Annotated in this window: 18 protein-coding genes and 4 tRNA genes; 12 read left to right on the top strand and 10 right to left on the bottom strand. The window is 64.1% G+C overall.

The features are described 5' to 3' along the window. Nucleotides 1–64: 64 nt before the first annotated feature. The gene (grxD, locus tag C793_RS0105910) at nt 65–415 is read right to left on the bottom strand and encodes a Grx4 family monothiol glutaredoxin (RefSeq protein WP_017430017.1); all 351 of its coding nucleotides are present in this window, start codon (nt 413–415) and stop codon (nt 65–67) included. Nucleotides 416–614: 199 nt separating this feature from the next. Here grxD and argF point away from each other — a divergent pair, with 199 nt between their 5' ends. Next, on the top strand, nt 615–1,532 hold the full coding sequence (argF, locus tag C793_RS0105905) for an ornithine carbamoyltransferase (protein ID WP_017430016.1): 918 nt from the start codon (nt 615–617) through the stop codon (nt 1,530–1,532). A gap of 103 nt (nt 1,533–1,635) precedes the next feature. On the opposite strand, the gene C793_RS0105900 is transcribed toward argF, so the two are convergent. Continuing rightward, a tRNA-Ala gene (locus C793_RS0105900) sits at nt 1,636–1,711 on the bottom strand. A 274-nt stretch (nt 1,712–1,985) separates the two neighbouring features. Here C793_RS0105900 and C793_RS0105895 point away from each other — a divergent pair. The 7 genes from C793_RS0105895 to nadB all read left to right on the top strand — a co-directional run bounded on the left by C793_RS0105895 (nt 1,986) and on the right by nadB (nt 7,411). After that, entirely contained in the window at nt 1,986–2,636 is a 651-nt protein-coding gene (locus C793_RS0105895) for a response regulator (RefSeq protein WP_017430015.1), read from the top strand. Nucleotides 2,637–2,807: 171 nt separating this feature from the next. Continuing rightward, nucleotides 2,808–4,622, top strand: a complete 1,815-nt coding sequence (uvrC, locus tag C793_RS0105890; RefSeq protein ID WP_017430014.1) for an excinuclease ABC subunit UvrC — start codon at nt 2,808–2,810, stop codon at nt 4,620–4,622. 104 nt (nt 4,623–4,726) lie between these two features. Further along, nucleotides 4,727–5,275: a CDP-diacylglycerol--glycerol-3-phosphate 3-phosphatidyltransferase gene (pgsA, locus tag C793_RS0105885; protein WP_017430013.1), complete on the top strand. Its 549-nt coding sequence runs from the start codon at nt 4,727–4,729 to the stop codon at nt 5,273–5,275. Between the two features lie 99 nt (nt 5,276–5,374). Continuing rightward, a tRNA-Gly gene (locus tag C793_RS0105880) sits at nt 5,375–5,449 on the top strand. A gap of 9 nt (nt 5,450–5,458) precedes the next feature. Continuing rightward, a tRNA-Cys gene (locus C793_RS0105875) sits at nt 5,459–5,532 on the top strand. Between the two features lie 59 nt (nt 5,533–5,591). Beyond that, nucleotides 5,592–5,676: transfer RNA gene (locus tag C793_RS0105870), tRNA-Leu, on the top strand. 43 nt (nt 5,677–5,719) lie between these two features. Beyond that, nucleotides 5,720–7,411, top strand: coding sequence for an L-aspartate oxidase (nadB, locus tag C793_RS0105865; protein WP_017430012.1), 1,692 nt, complete (start codon nt 5,720–5,722; stop codon nt 7,409–7,411). On the opposite strand, the gene C793_RS14450 is transcribed toward nadB, so the two are convergent. Together C793_RS14450 and C793_RS0105855 are read right to left on the bottom strand one after the other, a co-directional pair. Beyond that, a complete protein-coding gene (locus tag C793_RS14450) occupies nt 7,393–7,827 on the bottom strand; it encodes a hypothetical protein (protein WP_156804920.1) in 435 nt (144 codons plus the stop codon). The two genes, nadB and C793_RS14450, sit on opposite strands and share 19 nt — an antisense overlap. Next, nucleotides 7,787–8,080 carry an FAD assembly factor SdhE gene (locus tag C793_RS0105855; RefSeq protein WP_017430010.1) on the bottom strand — a complete coding sequence of 98 codons (294 nt, stop codon included), beginning with the start codon at nt 8,078–8,080 and terminating at the stop codon, nt 7,787–7,789. Before C793_RS0105855 ends, C793_RS14450 begins: the two co-directional genes overlap by 41 nt. 303 nt (nt 8,081–8,383) lie before the next feature. Here C793_RS0105855 and C793_RS0105850 point away from each other — a divergent pair, with 303 nt between their 5' ends. The 3 genes from C793_RS0105850 to lapB all read left to right on the top strand — a co-directional run bounded on the left by C793_RS0105850 (nt 8,384) and on the right by lapB (nt 10,409). After that, nucleotides 8,384–8,680, top strand: a complete 297-nt coding sequence (locus tag C793_RS0105850; RefSeq protein WP_017430009.1) for an integration host factor subunit beta — start codon at nt 8,384–8,386, stop codon at nt 8,678–8,680. Between the two features lie 223 nt (nt 8,681–8,903). Next, entirely contained in the window at nt 8,904–9,209 is a 306-nt protein-coding gene (locus tag C793_RS0105845) for a lipopolysaccharide assembly protein LapA domain-containing protein (RefSeq protein WP_017430008.1), read from the top strand. After that, nucleotides 9,210–10,409 (top strand): lipopolysaccharide assembly protein LapB, encoded by a 1,200-nt coding sequence (gene lapB, locus C793_RS0105840; RefSeq protein ID WP_017430007.1) that lies wholly within the window; start codon nt 9,210–9,212, stop codon nt 10,407–10,409. A gap of 6 nt (nt 10,410–10,415) precedes the next feature. On the opposite strand, the gene pyrF is transcribed toward lapB, so the two are convergent. Further along, a complete protein-coding gene (pyrF, locus tag C793_RS0105835; RefSeq protein WP_017430006.1) occupies nt 10,416–11,117 on the bottom strand; it encodes an orotidine-5'-phosphate decarboxylase in 702 nt (233 codons plus the stop codon). A 215-nt stretch (nt 11,118–11,332) separates the two neighbouring features. Here pyrF and C793_RS0105830 point away from each other — a divergent pair, with 215 nt between their 5' ends. Beyond that, nucleotides 11,333–11,605, top strand: a complete 273-nt coding sequence (locus tag C793_RS0105830) for a ComEA family DNA-binding protein (protein ID WP_017430005.1) — start codon at nt 11,333–11,335, stop codon at nt 11,603–11,605. Between the two features lie 42 nt (nt 11,606–11,647). Here C793_RS0105830 and C793_RS0105825 read toward each other — a convergent pair whose 3' ends face one another. From C793_RS0105825 to prpB, 5 genes are all read right to left on the bottom strand, one after another. Then, on the bottom strand, nt 11,648–13,150 hold the full coding sequence (locus C793_RS0105825; RefSeq protein ID WP_017430004.1) for a bifunctional 2-methylcitrate dehydratase/aconitate hydratase: 1,503 nt from the start codon (nt 13,148–13,150) through the stop codon (nt 11,648–11,650). A gap of 49 nt (nt 13,151–13,199) precedes the next feature. Further along, nucleotides 13,200–14,363, bottom strand: a complete 1,164-nt coding sequence (gene prpF / locus C793_RS0105820; RefSeq protein WP_017430003.1) for a 2-methylaconitate cis-trans isomerase PrpF — start codon at nt 14,361–14,363, stop codon at nt 13,200–13,202. 1 nt (nt 14,364) lies between these two features. Next, nucleotides 14,365–16,974: a Fe/S-dependent 2-methylisocitrate dehydratase AcnD gene (gene acnD, locus C793_RS0105815; protein ID WP_017430002.1), complete on the bottom strand. Its 2,610-nt coding sequence runs from the start codon at nt 16,972–16,974 to the stop codon at nt 14,365–14,367. A 105-nt stretch (nt 16,975–17,079) separates the two neighbouring features. Beyond that, nucleotides 17,080–18,207 carry a bifunctional 2-methylcitrate synthase/citrate synthase gene (prpC, locus tag C793_RS0105810; RefSeq protein ID WP_017430001.1) on the bottom strand — a complete coding sequence of 376 codons (1,128 nt, stop codon included), beginning with the start codon at nt 18,205–18,207 and terminating at the stop codon, nt 17,080–17,082. A 191-nt stretch (nt 18,208–18,398) separates the two neighbouring features. Next, nucleotides 18,399–19,289, bottom strand: a complete 891-nt coding sequence (gene prpB, locus C793_RS0105805) for a methylisocitrate lyase (protein WP_017430000.1) — start codon at nt 19,287–19,289, stop codon at nt 18,399–18,401. Nucleotide 19,290: the final 1 nt, after the last annotated feature.

The raw sequence follows: 19,290 nt of genomic DNA, 5'->3' as shown, positions 1-19,290 counted from the left end.
TGCCCGCCAACACTGGCACCGGCACCGTTTCGCCCACCGGCGTTCGGCAGTCCCGCGGGGTCGATCAGGCGTCACCGCCCTCTTCTTCGGCATTGGCGCGCTCGGCAGCGCCCTTGACCAGCTTTTCCAGCTCGCCGCTTTCGTGCATGTCCACGACGATATCGCAGCCGCCGACCAGCTCACCTTCTACCCACAGCTGGGGGAATGTCGGCCAGTTGCCCACCTTGGGCAGCTCGGCGCGGACGTCGGGGTTATCCAGCACGTTGACGAAGGCAAAGCGCTCGCCGCAGTTCATCAGCGCCTGCACGGTTTGCGCGGAAAAGCCGCACTGGGGCAGCTGGGGCGTGCCTTTCATGTAAATCAGGATGTTGTTTTCGCTGATCTGCTGCTGGATGTTTTCCACGGTAGTGCTCATGAGGCCTCCTTGGGTGCGCCGGCGCCGGGCTTTTGCCCCGCCGACTTCAAAACGATGCGGTCGCCGGATACGGCTCGACCCGGCCAATACCCGACCATGCTACCAGGCCTTGTCGCCTGGCGCCATTCTGCCAGAGGCACTGCGCGTTGCGCATCCCCCGTCGCGCTGCCAGGATAGGTGTTTTGCACGGAGAGCCATCATGGCGACACGCCATTTTCTGACCCTGCTGGACCTGTCCCCGGACGAGCTGCACTACCTCATCCAGCGGGCCATCAGCATCAAGACCCACCTGCAGGCCCAGGGGCCGAACTACACGCCGCTGCCCAACCGTACCCTGGCGATGATTTTCGAGAAATCCTCGACGCGCACCCGGGTCTCGTTTGAAACCGCGATGACGCACCTTGGCGGCCATGCGCTGTTCCTCTCCCCGCGCGACACGCAGCTGGGCCGCGGCGAGCCCGTGGGTGATACCGCCCGGGTGCTGGCCGAAATGGTCGATGCCGTGATGATTCGCACCTTCTCCCACGCGAACCTCGAAATCTATGCCGACGCCAGCGACGTGCCGGTGATCAACGCCCTCACCGATGACTACCACCCTTGCCAGCTGCTCGCCGATGTCATGACCTGGACCGAGCGTCGCGGCCGCATACAGGGACGCACTGCCGTCTGGGTCGGCGACGGCAACAATATGTGCCATTCCTGGATCAACGCCGCCCGCCAGTTCGGCTTCAACCTGCGCGTGTGCTGCCCCGAGGGCTACGAGCCGCGCGCCGATATCGTCGCGGCGGCGGGCGACAGCGTGAGCATCCTCCACGACCCGCAGCAGGCCGCCGACGGGGCCGACCTGATCACCACCGACGTCTGGGCCTCAATGGGTCAGGAAGGCGAGCAGGCACGGCGCGAAGCCGACTTTGCCGGCTTTCAGGTCACCGAAGCCCTGATGGATCATGCCCGGGACGACGCGCTCTTCCTCCACTGCCTGCCCGCTCATCGCGGCGAAGAAATCAGCACCACGCTGCTCGACGACCCGCGCGCCGTGGTCTGGCAGGAAGCCGGCAACCGCCTGCACGCCCAGAAGGCGCTGATCGAGTTCCTGCTGCTGGGCAGGACCAGCTGATACGACTCTTTCGCGCTACCCGGCCAGCGGCCTCCAAGCGACATTCGGTAGCGCACAAAAAAACCGCCCGATGGTGAATGACCATCGGGCGGTTTTTTGAATCTGGTGGAGCCTAGCGGGCTCGAACCGCTGACCTCAACACTGCCAGTGTTGCGCTCTCCCAGCTGAGCTAAGGCCCCTTGCTGCGTCGTGCAGTGAGGCGAATACTAAAGCGGAAATTGAGCCGCGTCAAGTGATGGCCAAAACATGCCCGGCGCCTGATGAGTCCCGGCCCGTGCTTGTGGCACTATTTTCCCGTTGCCTCCCGAATAACGGCCAGGCACTGCCGAACGCGGCTATCGCGGTTTCTCCGCTGCCGGGCCGATCTGCGGGGTAACGTCATAAAAACAAGCTTTTCAAAGCACCTTAACTCACGCCATCCGGTTGCCGCTCCGGCAGCCAGGGAGTCGCCCTGTGATCAACGTCCTCGTTGTCGATGACCACCACCTGGTCAGAACCAGCATCGCCTACCTAATCAACCAGGAGAGCGATATCACCGTTGCCGATGAAGCTCGCGACGGTGAAAGCGCCGAAGCCCTGTGCCGGGAGCAGTCGCCCGATGTCGTCCTCATGGACCTCCGTATGCCCGGTATCGGCGGGCTGGAAGCCACCAGGCGAATTCATCGCCGAATGCCCGATATCAAGCTGCTGGTCCTGACCGCCCATATTGAACCCAGCATTGCGCGCCATGTTTTCGATGCCGGCGCCGCCGGCTTTGTGACCAAGACCACAGCACCCGAGGAAATGGTGGCGGCCATTCGCCATGTGTTTCACGGCCGGCGCTATGTGGGCAATAACATGGCCCAGCACCTGGCCATCGACACGCTATCGGACGACACCAACCTGTTTGACCGCCTCTCCCAGCGTGAGCTGCAAATTGCCCTGATGGTGGTCAACTGCCAGCGGGTTCGGGACATTGCGACCCATCTGCACCTCAGCCCGAAAACGGTCAATACCTACCGCTACCGGCTGTTCGACAAACTCGGCATCAGTTCCGACGTGGAGCTGACCCACCTGGCGCTGCACCACGGCCTGGTAGACGGCTTTGAAACCATCGCCGGCTGAACCGCAGAGCCCCGGGGATAGCGCAACCGGCCGAATGAACCACAGGCACGGCCGCCACGAATCGCCATAAAGCCGCAAGGCGGATGAACAAAGGCCAGATGAAACAGCAGCCGTAAAACAGGAGTCTGGTAGACTAGAGGCATTTAATGCCGCTGCCAGACCCTTTACGCCATGACCTTTGATTCCAAGCAATTCTTGAGCACCGTCAGCGCCTCGCCCGGGGTATATCGCATGCTGGATACTCAGGGCAATACCCTCTATGTGGGCAAGGCGAAGCGGCTGCACAACCGCCTGGCGAGCTATTTTCGCGGCACCCTGAACGCCAAGACCCAGGCCATGGTCAGCCGCATTGCCGACATTCAGCTCACGGTCACCCGCAGCGATATCGAGGCTCTGCTGCTGGAGCAGACGCTGATAAAATCGCTGCGCCCGCCGTACAACATCCTGCTGCGGGACGACAAGTCGTACCCGTTCATTTTTGTTACCGACCGCCACCCCTTTCCCGCGCTGGAGTACAAACGCGTACGCCAGCGCAAGGACGACGGCCGCTACCTGGGCCCCTACCCCGGCAGCGGCGCGGTCCGCGAAAGCCTGGCGCTGATGCAGAAAATTTTCCGCATCCGCAGCTGTGAAGACAGTGTGTTCGCTCACCGCTCGCGTCCCTGCCTGCAATACCAGATCGAACGCTGCAGCGCCCCCTGCGTCGGCTATATCAGCGAAGCCGACTACCAGCGCGACCTGGAGCACGCCATCATGTGCCTGGAGGGCAAAAGCGAAAGCGTCACCCAGGCCCTGACGGAAGCCATGGAGCAGGCCAGCGCCGCGCTGGACTTTGAAGAGGCGGCGCGTTTGCGGGACCAGATCCAGCAGCTGAGAAGCCTGCAACAGCAGCAGTTTGTCGATACCCAGGGCGGCGATGCCGACATTTTTGCCCTTGCCCAGCGACCCGGCGGGCTCAGCGTGGCGATTCTCGGCGTGCGCGACGGACGCCTGCTGGGCGCGCGCCACCACACCCCGACCAACGATCTGGACCTGGACCCCGGGGCGCTGCTGGCCAACGTGGTCAGCCAGTACTATTTTGTCCAGCCCCACGACATCCCCGACGAAGTCATTACCTCCCATGCGCTGGATGACGGCTCGCTACTGCAGGACGCCCTGGCGCAGCACGCCGGCAAACGGATTCGCCTGGCCCATCAGGTCCGCGGCCACCGCGCCCAGTGGCAAAGCCTGGCGGTCACCAACGCCGAACAGCACCTCAACGCCACCCTGGCGAGCCGGCAGCAGATGGACGAGCGCTTTGCCGCGCTGCAAAAAGCCCTGGGGCTCGAGCAACAACCCGAGCGGCTTGAATGTTTCGATATCAGCCACAGCCACGGCGAGGCCACGGTCGCCTCCTGCGTGGTCTTTGACCCCGACGGCCCGCGCAAAAAGGATTATCGCCGCTTCAACATCCAGGATATCGCCGCCGGCGACGACTATGCCGCCATGCAGCAGGCGCTGACTCGCCGCCTGAAGCGCATCACGGCCGACGCCGGCATCGCCCCGGACATCCTGATCGTGGACGGCGGCAAGGGGCAGCTCAACATGGCACGCGAGGTGCTGGAAACGCTCAACATCACCTCCATTACGCTGCTGGGCGTGGCCAAGGGCTCCACCCGCAAGGCCGGGCTGGAAACCCTGTTTCTGGACACCCCCGAGCACCCGCTGGAGCTGGACTCGACCTCCCCGGCGCTGCACCTGGTGCAGCATATTCGCGATGAATCCCACCGCTTTGCCATCGCCGGCCACCGCGCGGCCCGGGACAAGACACGGCGCACCTCAACGCTACAGGAGGTGCCCGGCATCGGCCCCAAGCGTCGCCGCGAACTGCTGCGTTTTTTCGGCGGCCTGCAAGGCGTCAAAAAAGCCAACCGTGGCGACCTGGCGCGCGTTCCCGGCATCAACGACGCGCTGGCCGACGCGATCTACCAGTCGCTGCACGGATAAAGGCTCGGCGAACGTGGATGCCACCTGCCAATAGGGATAGAATACCCGCTGGTTGCACAACTCCCGTCGTTTTTCTGGTTTTCCGGCAAGGGCCGCACTCCGCCATGAACATACCCAATATCCTCACGCTCGCCAGAATCCTTCTGATACCGCTGCTGGTGGTGCTGTTTTATCTGCCGTTTGAGTGGAGCCTGCCCGTCGCCGCCGGTTTTTTTGGCCTCGCGGCGAGCACCGACTGGCTGGACGGCTATCTGGCCCGGCGCTGGAATCAGTCCACCCCCTTCGGCGCTTTTCTTGATCCGGTTGCCGATAAGCTCATGGTGGCCGTGGCGCTGGCCCTGCTTATCGAGCGTTTTGATACCTGGCTGCTGACCCTGCCGGCGCTGGTCATTATCGGCCGTGAAATCGTGATTTCAGCGCTGCGCGAATGGATGGCCGAAATGGGCAAGCGCGGCGCCGTGGCGGTTTCCTGGGTGGGCAAGCTGAAAACTACGCTACAAATGGTCGCCATCCTGGTGCTGCTGGCCTATCCGGCCGGCCACTGGGTTGCCCACCTCGGCATCGCCACGCTCTACGGTGCCGCCATACTCACCCTCTGGTCCATGACGGCCTACCTGAAAGCCGCCTGGCCGCACCTGAGCCGCTCCATGTAATCAACGGAAAATACGCGGAAAAAAGCCGCCAACGGGATCATCCGATCAACCAGGAGTTGACACCCGTGACTGGCTGCGTATAATTCGCCCTCGAGTCGAGCGGGAATAGCTCAGCGGTAGAGCATCGCCTTGCCAAGGCGAGGGTCGGGAGTTCGAATCTCCTTTCCCGCTCCAACGACTTCAGGCTGGATGGCAGAGTGGTGATGCAGCGGACTGCAACTCCGTTAACGCCGGTTCGATTCCGACTCCAGCCTCCATTTCAATATGCCTCTTCAGCATAACTCTTCAATATCATTCCCCCTGTATTGATTTCCCCGCCCGGATGGTGGAATTGGTAGACACTAGCGACTTAAAATCGCTTGCCTGATGGCGTGCCGGTTCAAGTCCGGCTCCGGGCACCATTTGCGGCGCGTTTTACGCTTCAGTCTGCCTGAAGGAAGGCCCATGAGCGCATCCTGTTCGACACCCAACGTCTCGGGAACCGCCCTGCCGGAAACGCTGCATACCGATGTCGTGATTATTGGCGGCGGCGCTGCCGGTTTAACCCTGGCACTACACCTTGCCGGGCCGTTTCACGTCACCCTGATATGCCCCGCCGGCCACGAACGCAGCGGTGCAAGCCGCTGGGCACAGGGCGGCATTGCCGCGGTGCTGGCACCCGGCGATAGCGTGGCGGCCCACGTTCAGGACACGCTGACCGCCGGCGACGGCCTCTGCGACAGGGCGGCCGTGCACTTTACCGTGGCCAACAGCCCGGCCGCCATTGCCTGGCTGCTTGACTGCGGCGTTGCCTTCACCCCGGATACCGCGCGCGATGCGCCCTACCCCTACCACCTGACTCGTGAAGGCGGCCACAGCGCCCGGCGCATCATCCATGCCGACGATGCCACCGGCCGCGCCGTGGTCGAAACCCTGAGCCGCCATGTGGCCGATCATGCGCAGATTCGCACGCTGACGCGGCTGACCGTCACTGACCTGCTTCAGGCCGACGACGGCGCCTGCTACGGCGCCGTAGGCGTGGATGACAGCGGCGGCCGGCAGCGCATCCTGGCCCGCCACACCGTACTCGCCACCGGCGGCGCCAGCGGGCTTTATGCGCATACCACAACGCCGGCCCCCGCCAGCGGCGAGGGCATGATGATGGCTGCAGCGCTCGGCGCCACCCTGGCCAACCTGGAATTCCAGCAGTTTCACCCCACCTGCCTGTACGACCCCGACGGCCCGGCGTTTCTGATCAGCGAAGCGGTACGCGGGGAAGGCGGACGACTGTTCAATGATGCCGGCGAGCGCTTCATGCCGGCGGTTGATTCGCGCGCGGAGCTGGCGCCCCGCGACGTGGTCGCGCGCGCCATTGATGCCGAAATTCAGCATGGCACCAGCGGCCACGTCTGGCTGGATGTGCGCCACCTGGGGACGGAAGCCATCCACCGGCACTTTCCCACGATTGTGGCCCACTGCGCCGAGCGCGGCCTGGACATGACCCGCCGGCCGATTCCCGTCGTGCCTGCCGCCCACTACAGCTGCGGCGGCATCATGACCGATCTGCACGGGGCCACGGCGGTTCCCGGCCTCTACGCCGTGGGCGAGACCGCCTGTACCGGGCTGCACGGCGCAAACCGCATGGCCAGCAACTCTCTGCTGGAATGTCTGGTGTTCGCCCGCAGCTGCGCCCGGCATATTCGCGAAGCACCGGTAGCCGACGCGACCGCCACTGGGGCTCACGCCTCCAGCGACGAGCCTGGCGACCCGGCCGAGGAGATACCGGCCGCTCATCAACCGCTCGATACGCGAGCGCTGGCGGACCTGCGCCATGCCATGCGTACCGCCATGAGCCGCGATGTCTCGATTGTGCGCAACCGCCGGGGACTGGACCGGGCCGCCGAGGCTCTGGACGATATCCTGGTCGGCCTGCTGGAACTCGACGCCACGCTGAGCCATCCACAAAGCCGACAGCTCTGGCACGCCCTGCGCCTGGCGCAGCTGACGGTCAAGGCAGCCGCGCAACGCCATGAATCCCGGGGGCTGCACTTCAGCACCGACTGGCCCGGGCAGGCAGCGGCTCCGCTACCGTCAAGGCTGTCGATCGATGACTTGCCGACCGGCACGCTGGTTTCGCATCAGCGCCCGGGGCGATGAAAAAGCCGGCGCAGACGACGACGCGACTCCGCCGGTGCGCTATCCGGCCACAGCCACAGACGCCTGCCGCCCAGGGTGAGCCCCATCAGCCAGGGGCCCAGATAGTCACAGCGCAGCGCGACCCGGTGCTCGGGCAAGGCGGTGCCCGCCGTCAGGCCGCCGGACGTCGGCGTAAAGCGCCCCTGGATCTCTGACCTTGACCCCGAAGTTTCCGCTATATGAACTTCCAGCGTGCCACGCACTCGGCGGACACGCTCGCGCCACAGCCAGGCACCGCCGGCCCCCAGGCCGGCCATGGCAGCCGGCGTCCCCAGGCAGGCCCCGATAATAACCACGCCGGCGCTGCACAGCAGCGCGTGGCTGATGAAAGGCACCTCAGAGGGCGCGAGAGGCACGACTATCGATGCTTTCGGCATGATGGACAATCATTTTGACAATGCGACGACGCGCTTCATCCTCGGGCCACTCGCGGCGCATCATCCAGGCAAACAGATCCTGATCCTCTTCGTCGATCAGCTGCCGGAAGGCGGCCTGGTCGTCGGCCTCCAGGCTATCGTAGCGCTGTTCCAGAAACGGAATCAGCAACAGATCCAGTTCCCACATGCCACGGCGGGAATGCCAGTAAAGCCGCTTGCGCTGGATCGCATCCAGTGAGGTATCGTCGCTCAACGTCAGCCTCTTTGGGTTAATGGAAGGAAGCTTCAGTATAACGCAGTGATCGAGTCGCGCCAGCGCTCCGTCTGATCTATCCTGTCGGGATATGGCATCATCGCCCAGGGCCCTGTTTTCCATCGCTTGTTTCTCCATCGGGAGCTGCCCGTCGGCGTTTCCCGATCAATTGTTTTCGCGGCCGGGGCAACGTAGGCTGAGCGTCATGCGTCTCGGTCGCTACCGCGCAACAGACGCCGCGATGCTTTATCATGCCTTTCGTTACCCCGGCGTTCCTGTCGACCGTTCGCATGGAGCCAGATAATGACCAGATCAGAGCTGATCGAACAAATTGCCGAGCGCAAGCCGGAGCTATCCGTCAAGGAAGTGGAAACCGCCGTTCGCTTGATTCTCGACGACGTGACCGACACGCTGTCCGGCGGCAGTCGCGTGGAAATACGCGGTTTTGGCAGCTTCTCGCTGCACTATCGCGAGCCGCGCACCGGCCGCAACCCCAAGACCGGCGATCCGGTGGAGCTCGACGGCAAGTACGTGCCCCACTTCAAACCCGGCAAGGAGCTGCGCGAGCAGGTGGATGACTTCCGGCTCAAGGGCTACTGAGAACGATTCGGGACTCTACTTCAGTCTCTGACCCCGCTTTAGTCTCTGGCCCCACTCCAGTCTCTGACACCGCTCTGTCTCTGCGGCATCCTGCGCCGCGGCCGCAGCGCTTGGCACCGCAACGAGCGGCACCGCCGCTGCCGTGCGACTATCTGCGGGATGACGTCGGGTCGGGAGTCAGACACAATGGCACGCTTGATACGCTATCAATCAGGACACTCACATGCGTTGGATTAAAGGGCTATTACTCGCCGCGATTCTACTGGTGGTACTGCTGGTCGGCATTCTTTTCGCCGTCAACAATCAGCAGACCATTGCACTGAACCTTATCTGGGTCGAGCTACCCGCCGTATCGCTCTCGGTCTGGATGCTGGGCATGCTCACCTGCGGCGTGATCATCGGCATGCTCGCCATGCTCGGCGTGTATATACGCCTCAAGGCGCGGCTGGCGCGCACCCGGCGGCGCAACAAGCAACAGCGCAAGGAACTCGACCGCCTGCGTACCCGGGAGTTCAAGGAACTCGCCTAGATGCTCGATGTCGTGCTGCTGGGCGTGCTGGTGACGGCGATTGCCATCGGCTTCGGGCTGGGCTATCGCCAGGCGCTGCGCCGTCCGGACCCGGCGCCGCCGGCGGCGTCGCCAACGCTTTCCCGTGATTACTTCATCGGGCTGAACTATCTGCTGAACGAACAGCCCGACGAGGCGATCAACACCTTTATTCAGGCGCTGGACGTCAACAGCGACACCGTGGATACCCACATCGCCCTGGGCAAGCTGTTCCGCACTCGCGGCGAGGCGGACAAGGCCGTCAACATCCACCAGAACCTGCTGGCCCGCCCGGCTCTGAGCGTGGTACAGAACGAACAGGTACAGCTGGAGCTGGCGCGAAACTTCATGGCGCTGGGCGTTCACGACCGTGCCCGCCGGCTGCTGTACCAGATAGAGGAACAAAGCCAGCAGGAAAGTCACCGCGTAGCGGCCATCCGGCTGCTGGTCGACCTGTTCGAACGCGAGCAGGACTGGCAGGCGGCCCTCGACGTTACCTGGCCGCTGCTGTCGCAGCAGACGGACATGAAACGTCCCGCCGCCCACTGGCAATGCGAGCTCGCCCGGCAGGACAGGGACGAGGCCAGCCGCCCCCTGGCGCAGCGCCGGCTGAAAAAGGCCCTGCAGCTGGACCCGCAATGCGTACGCGCCAGCCTGATGCTCGCCGACCTGGCGCTGGATAACGGCCGCTACGCGACGGCCATTGCCCGGCTTGGCCATATTGCCGACCAGGAAGCCGCCTATATTCCCACCATGCTCCCGGCGTTACAGCATGCTTACCTGTGCAACCACGACGACGCCGGCTACGAACGCCACCTGCTGACCCTGCTCGATATTGCACACTATACCAGCGTCATCGTGAATCTGGGCGAGCTGGCGCATCAGCGCGACGGCGTCGATACGGCCATCGCGCTGACCGGCGAACGTTTGGGCATCTCGCCCAGCCTGGGCGGGCTGGACTATCTGCTCGACCTCTACATTGAAAGCCAGCGTTTGAGCGGCCGGGAAACACCCGACTCGCGGCTGCGACTGCTCAAACACCACACCCGCGCCCTGCTCGACGACCGCCCGCGCTACCGCTGCGAGCACTGTGGCTTCAGCGGCGCAACCCTCGTCTGGCAATGCCCCAGTTGCCGCCACTGGGGCAGCGTCAAACCGATTATCGGCGTGGAAGGCGAATAGCGCGAGTCAGCGACCGGCCAGCTCGGCTTCTATCGCGCCCAGCGCCGCCATGGGGTCATCCGCGCGGGTCACCGGACGCCCCACCACCAGATGCGTACTCCCGGCCTGCACCGCAGCCGATGGCGTCATGATGCGCTGCTGGTCGTTGGCGGCGGCAAATGCCGGGCGTATCCCCGGCGTCACCTTGAGAAAGGCCTCTCCGCAGCTCTCTGCCAGCGCTTCGGCTTCCCGGGCCGAGCACACCACACCGCTCATGCCGCTGTCGCGGGCCAGCCGAGCCAGCCGCTGAACCTGCTCCTCAACGCCCCCGCCGACGCCGACCTCGGTGAGATCGGCGGCCTCCATGCTGGTCAGCACCGTGACCGCAATCAGGTGAGTCGTCAGGCGATGAGCCGCCAGACGTTCGGCGGCGGCTTCCATCATCGAGCGACCGCCGCCGGCGTGGACGTTGACCATCCACACGCCCTGCTCTGCGGCCGCCTGCACGGCGCCGGCGACGGTGGCGGGAATATCGTGGAATTTCATGTCCAGAAACACCTCGAACCCGCGCCCGTGCAGCGCCTCAAGCACCGCCGGGCCGCTACGGGTAAACAGCTCCTTGCCGACTTTCAAGCGACAGCGCGCGGGATCCAGCCGGTCGGCCATGCACAGCGCAGCATCCAGCGAAGGGTAGTCCAGAGCAATAATCAACGGGGATGGCGCGGTCATGTACGGCTCCTCGGGGGATCAGGATCGGGAAAGGGGATTTTGGGAACAGTGGATTCGGGAAAGCTCGTCAGAGTAAGCGTGGCCTTACACGAAAACAATCGATAGCTCACACGCCACGGCAGGTTTTATCGCACGGCAAACCGCTGCCAATGCGCCAGGCTGAAACGGTAGCGCGCGACGCGCGTTGATTTCCACAGCCAGACAGGATGTCCACCATGACACTGAAAACCCTTGCGGCCGCCCTGCTTTTCACCCTGAGTCTGGGCCTCTCGACCGGCGTCACGGCGCAGCAGGTCGCGCCCATCAACGTCAACACCGCCGATGCCGAATTGCTGGCAGAGCTGCCGGGGATCGGCCCCAGCCGTGCCGAAGCCCTGATCGAGGAACGCGAAGCCAACGGCACGTTCGAGGATGCCGATGAACTGACGCGGATCAGCGGCATCGGCGAGGTGACGGTGGGCAAGATCCGCGACGAAATCGAATTTTAAGCCATAGCACGTTTCGCCGCTCGACATACGCTGAATCGCCGCTTATATCACCCACTGATCCATGAAACGGTAGACCGGCATGTCATCGGACACGCCGGTTTGCCGACGCCCGGCCAGACCGTCGCAGCAGTCGAGAATCGTGGTTGCCTGCTGCGGCGCAAAGCGCGTCGCCAGGTTACGCTTGAACTTCTCGACCAGCTGGGGCATACCCTCGTCGCGCCGGCGGCGATGGCCGATGGGATATTCCACCTCGATCCGGTCGGTATGGCTGCCGTCGGTGAAAAACACCTGGACGGCGTTGGCGATGGAACGCTTGTCAGGGTCCAGGTAGTCGGCGGAGTAGCGCGGCTCTTCCACAACCTGCATCAGTTCACGCAGCCGATCGATGTCGGGATGCGCCGCGTGGAAAGCATCTTCATAGTGCTCGGCGGTCAACGCCCCGAACATCAGCGGCACTGCCACCATATACTGGAGGCAGTGATCGCGGTCGGCCGGGTTCGCCAGCGACCCGGTCTTGGCAATAATCCGGATGGCCGACTCATGCGTTGTCAGCTCGATGCGCTGAATATCGTCCAGCCGACCGGCCACCGCCGGGTGTAGCGTCATGGCCGCTTCACAAGCTGTCTGGGCGTGGAACTCAGCGGGGAAGGCAATCTTGAACAGCACGTTCTCCATGACGTAGCTGCCCAGCTCACGCTGGAAGCTCAGATGGCGCTCGCTTTCCGGCTTGAGGGCCAGATCGCGGTTGGCATGGCTGAACAGCACATCGTAAAACCCCCATTGCGGCGCACTCAGCGCGCCGGGAATGCCCATCTCGCCACGCATGGCCATGTCCGCCAGACGCACGGCCCGGGCGGTAGCGTCGCCCGCTGCCCAGCTCTTTCGCGACCCGGCGTTGGGCGCGTGGCGGTAGGTGCGCAGGCTCTGGCCGTCGACAACGGCGTGCGACAGCGCCGACAGCAGCTGCTCGCGGTTTGCCCCCATGAGCCACGCCGATACCGCCGTTGAGGCAATTTTCACCAGCACCACGTGATCCAGCCCCACGCGGTTGAAGCTGTTATCCAGCGCCAGAACGCCCTGGATTTCGTGTGCCATGATCATCGCCCGCAGGACGGTTTTCATGGTCAACGGCGCTTCGCCGCGAGCAGCCCGCTTCTGCGACAGATGGTCGGCCACGGCCAGAATGGCCCCCAGGTTATCGGACGGGTGCCCCCACTCTGCCGCCAGCCAGGTATCGTTATAGTCCAGCCAGCGAATGGCCGCGCCAATATCAAAGGCTGCCCCGGCGGGCTCCAGGCAAAACGACGTCCCCGGCACACGCGCGCCGCAGGGGACCTGTGTGCCGGGCACGGCCGGCCCCAGGTGCTTGGTACACTCGGGGAAGCGCAGCGCCAACAGCCCGCAGCCCAGGGTATCCATCAGGCAATAGCGGGCGGTTTCCCAGGCTTCGGCCGACGGCTCCGGGGCCGCCAGCACGTAGTCGGCTATACGCTGAAGTTCGTGGTCATACTCGGGACGCTGATTGTCATCGGACAAGGTCGACATGCCAACCTCCTTTCGCCTGTAGGGAGGGGAGGGGCCGGGCTAGCGCCCGTCAGCCCCGCGGTACGCGCACGGCGCCTTCCATCAGCACCCTGGCGCTGCGGCTCATGACCGCCTGTTCAATGTGCCAGCGTTCGTTGACAAGGTGCGCGCTGGCTCCCACCTTGAGCGTGCCGGACGGGTGGCCGAAAGTCACCGCCTCGCGCTCGCCGCCGCCGGCCGCCTGGTTGACCAGCGTACCCTTGATGGCCGCCGCTGCGCCAATCGCCACGGCGGCGGTGCCCATCATGGCGTGGTGCAGCTTGCCCATGGAGACCGCCCGCACCAGCAGATCAATATCACCGGCGCTGACGGCCTTGCCGCTGGAAGCCGTATAGCCCGCCGGCGGCGCCACGAACGCTACCTTGGGCGTATGCTGACGCTGCGCCGCCGCATCGGGCGTGTCGGCCAGCCCCATCGCCAGCGACCCCTGAATACGCACCCGTTCCAGAGCGTCCAGCGCCGCCGCGCTGTTGTTGATGTCATCCTGGCACTCGGTGCCGGTATAGCCCATGGCGTCGGCATTGATGAAGACCGTGGGAATCCCGGCGTTGATCAGCGTGGCATCCAGCTGCCCCACTGTCGGCACCTCCAGGCGATCCACCGCGTTGCCGGTGGGAAACACCTCGCCATCCACCGGGTCCCTGAACGCTACCGGAATCTCGGCTGCCGGGAAGGTCACGCCGTCGAGCATGAAGTCGCCGGTTTCCTGCACCTCGCCGTCGACAACGGGCACCCGGACCACCAGGGTCTTCTGAATATTGACCTGCCAGACGCGCACCTCGACCGTGCCGGTGCCTCCCGGCGGCAAGCGGTCGGCGTCGACCAGGCCGTTGGCCACGGCAAAGGGCCCAACCGCAGCCGACAGGTTGCCGCAGTTACCGCTCCAGTCGATGAACGGCTGATCAATCGAGACCTGGCCGAAAAGGTAGTCGACATCGTGCTCCGCCGACGCCGAGGGCCCGACGATTACCGTCTTGCTGGTGCTTGACGTTGCCCCGCCCATGCCGTCGGTATGTTTGCCGTACGGATCCGGGCTGCCGATGACCCGCAGCAGCAGCGCGTCGCGGGCATCGCCCGGCGTCTGCGCCGCTTCCGGCAGGTCCGAGAGCTTGAAAAACACGCCCTTGCTGGTGCCGCCGCGCATGTAGGTGGCGGAAATGGATTGCTGGGTCATGTCAGGCCTCCTCACCGGCCATGAAATCCTGGGCGAAGCGCTGTAGCACACCGCCGGCCGTGTAGGTGGTCAACTCGTCGGCGGTATCCAGACGACAGCGTACGGGCACACGCTCGGCGTCCCCGCCGGTGCGGTGGATAACCAGCGTCAGCTCGCCGGCAGCCTCGGGCGTGCCTTCGACATCAAACACCTCGGTGCCGTCCAGCGCCAGCGTATGACGCGTGGTGCCCGGCTGGAACTGCAGCGGCATAACGCCCATACCGATCAGGTTGGTGCGGTGAATACGCTCGAAGCCTTCGGCCACGATGGCCTCGACGCCGGCCAGCGCCACGCCCTTGGCGGCCCAGTCCCGGGAGCTGCCCTGGCCATAATCCGCCCCGGCGATGACGATCAGCGGCTGGCGGCGCTCCATGTAGGTTTCAATGGCTTCCCACATCCGCGTTACATTGCCTTCGGGCTCCACCCGCGCCAGCGACCCCTGAACCACCTCGCCGGCCTCGTCCCGCGCCATTTCATTGAACAGCTTGGGGTTGGCCAGCGTGGCTCGCTGGGCGGTGAGGTGATCCCCCCGGTGGGTGGCATAGGAATTGAAGTCTTCTTCGGGCAGACCCATCCGGGCCAGGTATTCACCCGCGGCGCTATCGGGCAGGATGGCGTTCGACGGCGACAGGTGATCGGTAGTGATGTTGTCCGGCAGAATCGCCAGCGGACGCATGTTCCTGAGCTCGCGCACGGCGGACATCCTGCCCTCCCAGTACGGCGGCCGGCGGATGTAGGTGCTTTGCGGACGCCAGTCGTACAGCGGGCTGATCCGCGCTTCAGCGCTCTTGTCCACGTCGAACATGGGAATGTAGGTCGCGCGGAACTGCTCGGGCTTGACCGACGTCTTGACCAGGGCGTCGATCTCGGCATCATCGGGCCAGATGTCCTTGAGCGTTATCGGGTTGCCGTCGGCATCCGTGCCCAGCGCATCCTTTTCGATATCGAAACGGATGGTGCCGGCGATGGCATAGGCCACCACCAGCGGCGGCGAAGCCAGAAACGCCTGCTTGGCATGCGGATGGATACGCCCGTCAAAGTTGCGGTTACCCGACAGCACCGCCGTGGAATACAGGTCGCGGTCGATGATTTCCTGCTGAATGTCGGGGTCCAGCGCGCCGGACATGCCGTTGCAGGTCGTGCAGGCATAGGCCACCACGCCAAAGCCCAGCGTTTCCAGCTCGTCCATCAGCCCGGCGTCTTCAAGATACATCCTGACGGTTTTGGAACCCGGCGCCAGCGATGACTTGACCCAGGGCTTGCGAATCAGCCCCAGACGGTTGGCGTTGCGGGCAATCAGCCCCGCCGCCACCATGTTGCGCGGGTTGGACGTATTGGTGCAGCTGGTAATCGCCGCGATGATCACCGCGCCGTCGGGCATTTTGCCCGCCTTCTCTTCTGCCCGGGCCTCATCCAGCCCCACGGCCACGCCGCGCTCGGCCAGCTCGGCCGTGGGCAGCTGGGCATGCGGCCGGGACGGCCCGGCCAGGGTGCGGGTCACGCTGGACAGGTCAAATTCCAGCACCCGCTCGTATTCGGCGCTGGCCAGGTCACTGGCCCAGAGGCCGGTGTGCCGCGCGTAACGCTCCACCAGCGCCACCTGATCCTCTTCACGGCCGGTCAGGGTCAGGTAATCAATGGTTTGGCTATCGATGTAAAACATCGCCGCAGACGCGCCGTATTCAGGCGTCATATTGGAAATGGTGGCGCGGTCGCCCACGGTAAGGCTCTCCGCCCCTTCGCCGAAAAACTCCAGATAGGCGCCAACGACTCGGGAGCTGCGCAGGAATTCGGTGATGGCCAGCACCATATCGGTACTGGTAATCCCCGGCATGAGCTGCCCCGTCAGTTTGACCCCGACGATATCCGGCAGGCGCATCATCGACGGCCGCCCGAGCATGACACTTTCCGCTTCCAGGCCGCCCACCCCGACGGAGATAACCCCCAGCGCGTCAACCATGGGCGTATGGCTATCGGTGCCCACGCAGGTATCGGGAAAGGCCACGCCGTGCTGCTGCTGTACCACCGGTGACATCTTTTCCAGATTGATCTGGTGCATGATGCCGTTGCCCGGCGGGATCACGTCCACGTTTTCAAACGCCAGCCGCGTCCAGTCGATGAAGTGAAAGCGGTCGTCGTTGCGCCGATCTTCCACGGCCCGGTTCCGCTCGAACGCATCTTCCTCATACCCGGCATGCTCGACGGCCAGCGAATGGTCGACAATCAGCTGGGTCGGCACCACCGGATTGACGCTCGACGGATCGCCCCCCTGTTCGGCAATGGTATCGCGCAGACCGGCCAGGTCCACCAGCGCCGTCTGGCCGAGGATGTCGTGGCACACCACCCGGGCGGGGTACCAGGGAAAGTCCTGATCGCTGCGCCGTTCGATCAGCTGGGTCAGCGAGTCGGTCAGCGTTTCCGGTGCGCTGCGGCGCACCAGCTGTTCGGCAAGAATGCGCGAGGTATACGGCAGCGTCGCGTAGGCACCCGGCTTGATGGCGTCAACGGCCTCGCGGGCATCAAAGTAGGCCAGCCCGGTACCGGGCAGGGTATGGCGATATGGGGTAGTCATGGCGGGCTCACGGCAGAAAACGAATGGGGGCTTTTGCGGCAGCGCGGCACTGCCGCAAAAGGGTCGAAAAGCGGCCGGATCGCGCCGGCCGCCGGCACAGGGCCATCAGTCACGCTGCTCGATCGGCACCCATTCGCTGTGCTCCGGGCCGGTATAGTCGGCGCTGGGGCGAATGATGCGATTGTTGGCGCGCTGTTCGAAGACGTGAGCGCACCAGCCGGTAACACGCGACATGACAAAAATCGGGGTGAACAGCTTGGTGGGGATATCCATGAAGTGATAGGCGCTGGCATGGAAGAAATCGGCGTTGCAAAACAGCTTTTTCTCGCGCCACATGACCTCTTCGCAGCGCAGCGACACCGGGTACAGCACGGTATCGTCGACATCGTCGGCGAGCTTTTCGGCCCACTGCTTGATAATCTCGTTGCGCGGGTCGGAATCGCGGTAGATCGCGTGGCCGAAGCCCATGATCTTTTCCTTGCGCTCCAGCATCCCGAGCATGCCGCGTTCGGCGTCGTCCGGCGAGGCGAAATCCTCGATCATGGCCATGGCCGCTTCGTTGGCGCCGCCGTGCAGCGGGCCGCGCAGCGTGCCGATAGCACCGGTAACGCAGGAATGCAGGTCGGAAAGCGTCGAAGCGCAAACCCGCGCGGTGAAGGTGGAAGCGTTGAACTCGTGCTCGGCATACAGAATCAGCGAGACGTTCATGGCATCGGCGTGCAGCCGGTTGGGCGCTTCGCCGCGCAGCAGGTGGAGGAAATGCGCGCCGGTCGAGTCGTCGTCGGTCTGCGGCTCGATGCGCACACCGTCGTGGCTGAAGCGATACCAGTAGCCGATGATGGACGGCAGCGCGGCAACGAAGCGGTCGGCCACGTCCTGCTGGGCGCCGAAGTCCGGCTCGGTTTCCAGGTTGCCGAGCATCGAGGCGCCGGTACGCATCACGTCCATGGGGTGAGCGTCGGCGGGAATCTGTTCGAGCACGGTTTTCAGCGCGTCGGGCAGCCCCCGCAGGCTTTTCAGCCGGGTGATATAGGCATCGTACTCGGCGCGGTTGGGCAGCTTGCCTTTCAGCAGCAGGTAAGCGACCTCTTCGAAGGTGGCGTTGTTGGCCAGCGTCTTGATGTCAAAACCGCGATAGGTCAGCCCCGAGCCGGTCTTGCCCACGGTACAAAGGGATGTTTCACCGGCGCTCTGGCCGCGCAGGCCGGCACCGCCAACTTTTTGTTCTGCCATGATATTACTCCTGTCATGCAATGTTGTATTTGCTGCAATGTAGTCAAAACGGTTTCTTGAAAATGGCTGAGTCAAAACGGCTTATCGAAAACCATTGCCTGGAAAACCATTTCGTAAAGCGCCATTCTGTAAAAAGCTGTCCAGTGAAAAACGCTGCAGCGAGAACGGTATTGCCCCGCCGGCCCGGATATTCAGGCGTTGTCGTCCTGACCGGCAAACAGCGTATCGAGCTTCTGCTCGAAGTCGTGATAGTTGAGGAAGTCGTAAAGCTCCTCGCGGGTCTGCATGCTGTCCACCACGTCCTGCTGATGGCCGTTATCCCTGATGCTCTGATAGACATTGAGCGCGGCGGCGTTCATGGCGCGGAACGCCGACAGCGGATACAGCACCATCTCGCAGCCCGCCTCGCCCAGCTCGCTCTGGGTAAACAGCGGCGTGGCGCCAAATTCGGTAATGTTGGCCAGAATCGGCGCGTCCACGCGCTCGCTGAAGGCGCGGTAATCTTCCAGGGTATGCACCGCTTCGGCGAAGATCGCATCCGCACCGGCCTCGATGCAGGCATGGGCGCGCTCGATGGCGGCGTCAAGCCCGTCCTTCTGGAAAGCATCGGTGCGTGCAATCAGGAAAAAGTCCGGATCAATACGCGCATCGGCGGCCGCCTTGATGCGGTCGACCATTTCGGCCTGGCTCACAATCGCCTTGTTGGGACGGTGGCCGCAACGCTTCTGCGCGACCTGGTCCTCCAGGTGCACGGCAGCGACGCCGGCGCGCTGCATTTCCCTGACGCTGCGGGCAATGTTGAAAGCCCCGCCCCAGCCGGTATCGATATCCACCAGCAGCGGCAGATCGGTGGCGCCGCAGATGCGGTGGGCGTCCTCGACCACGTCGTTCATGGTGGTCATGCCCAGATCCGGCAGGCCGAAGGAGGCGTTGGCCACGCCGCCGCCGGATAAATAGATCGCCTGGTGGCCCACGCGCTCGGCCATCAGCGCGGTATAGGCGTTGACGGTCCCCAGAATCGGTAGCGGACGGTTGGCGTTGAGCGCTGCGCGGAACCGCGCGCCGGGTGTCAGTGCTGTCATG

The sequence above is a fragment of the Vreelandella jeotgali Hwa genome, from assembly GCF_000334215.1.
GTDB classification, from domain to species: Bacteria; Pseudomonadota; Gammaproteobacteria; order Pseudomonadales; family Halomonadaceae; genus Vreelandella; species Vreelandella jeotgali.
The sequence above is the reverse complement of the archived record's forward strand: the minus strand, read 5'-3'. Positions and strand labels throughout refer to the sequence as shown.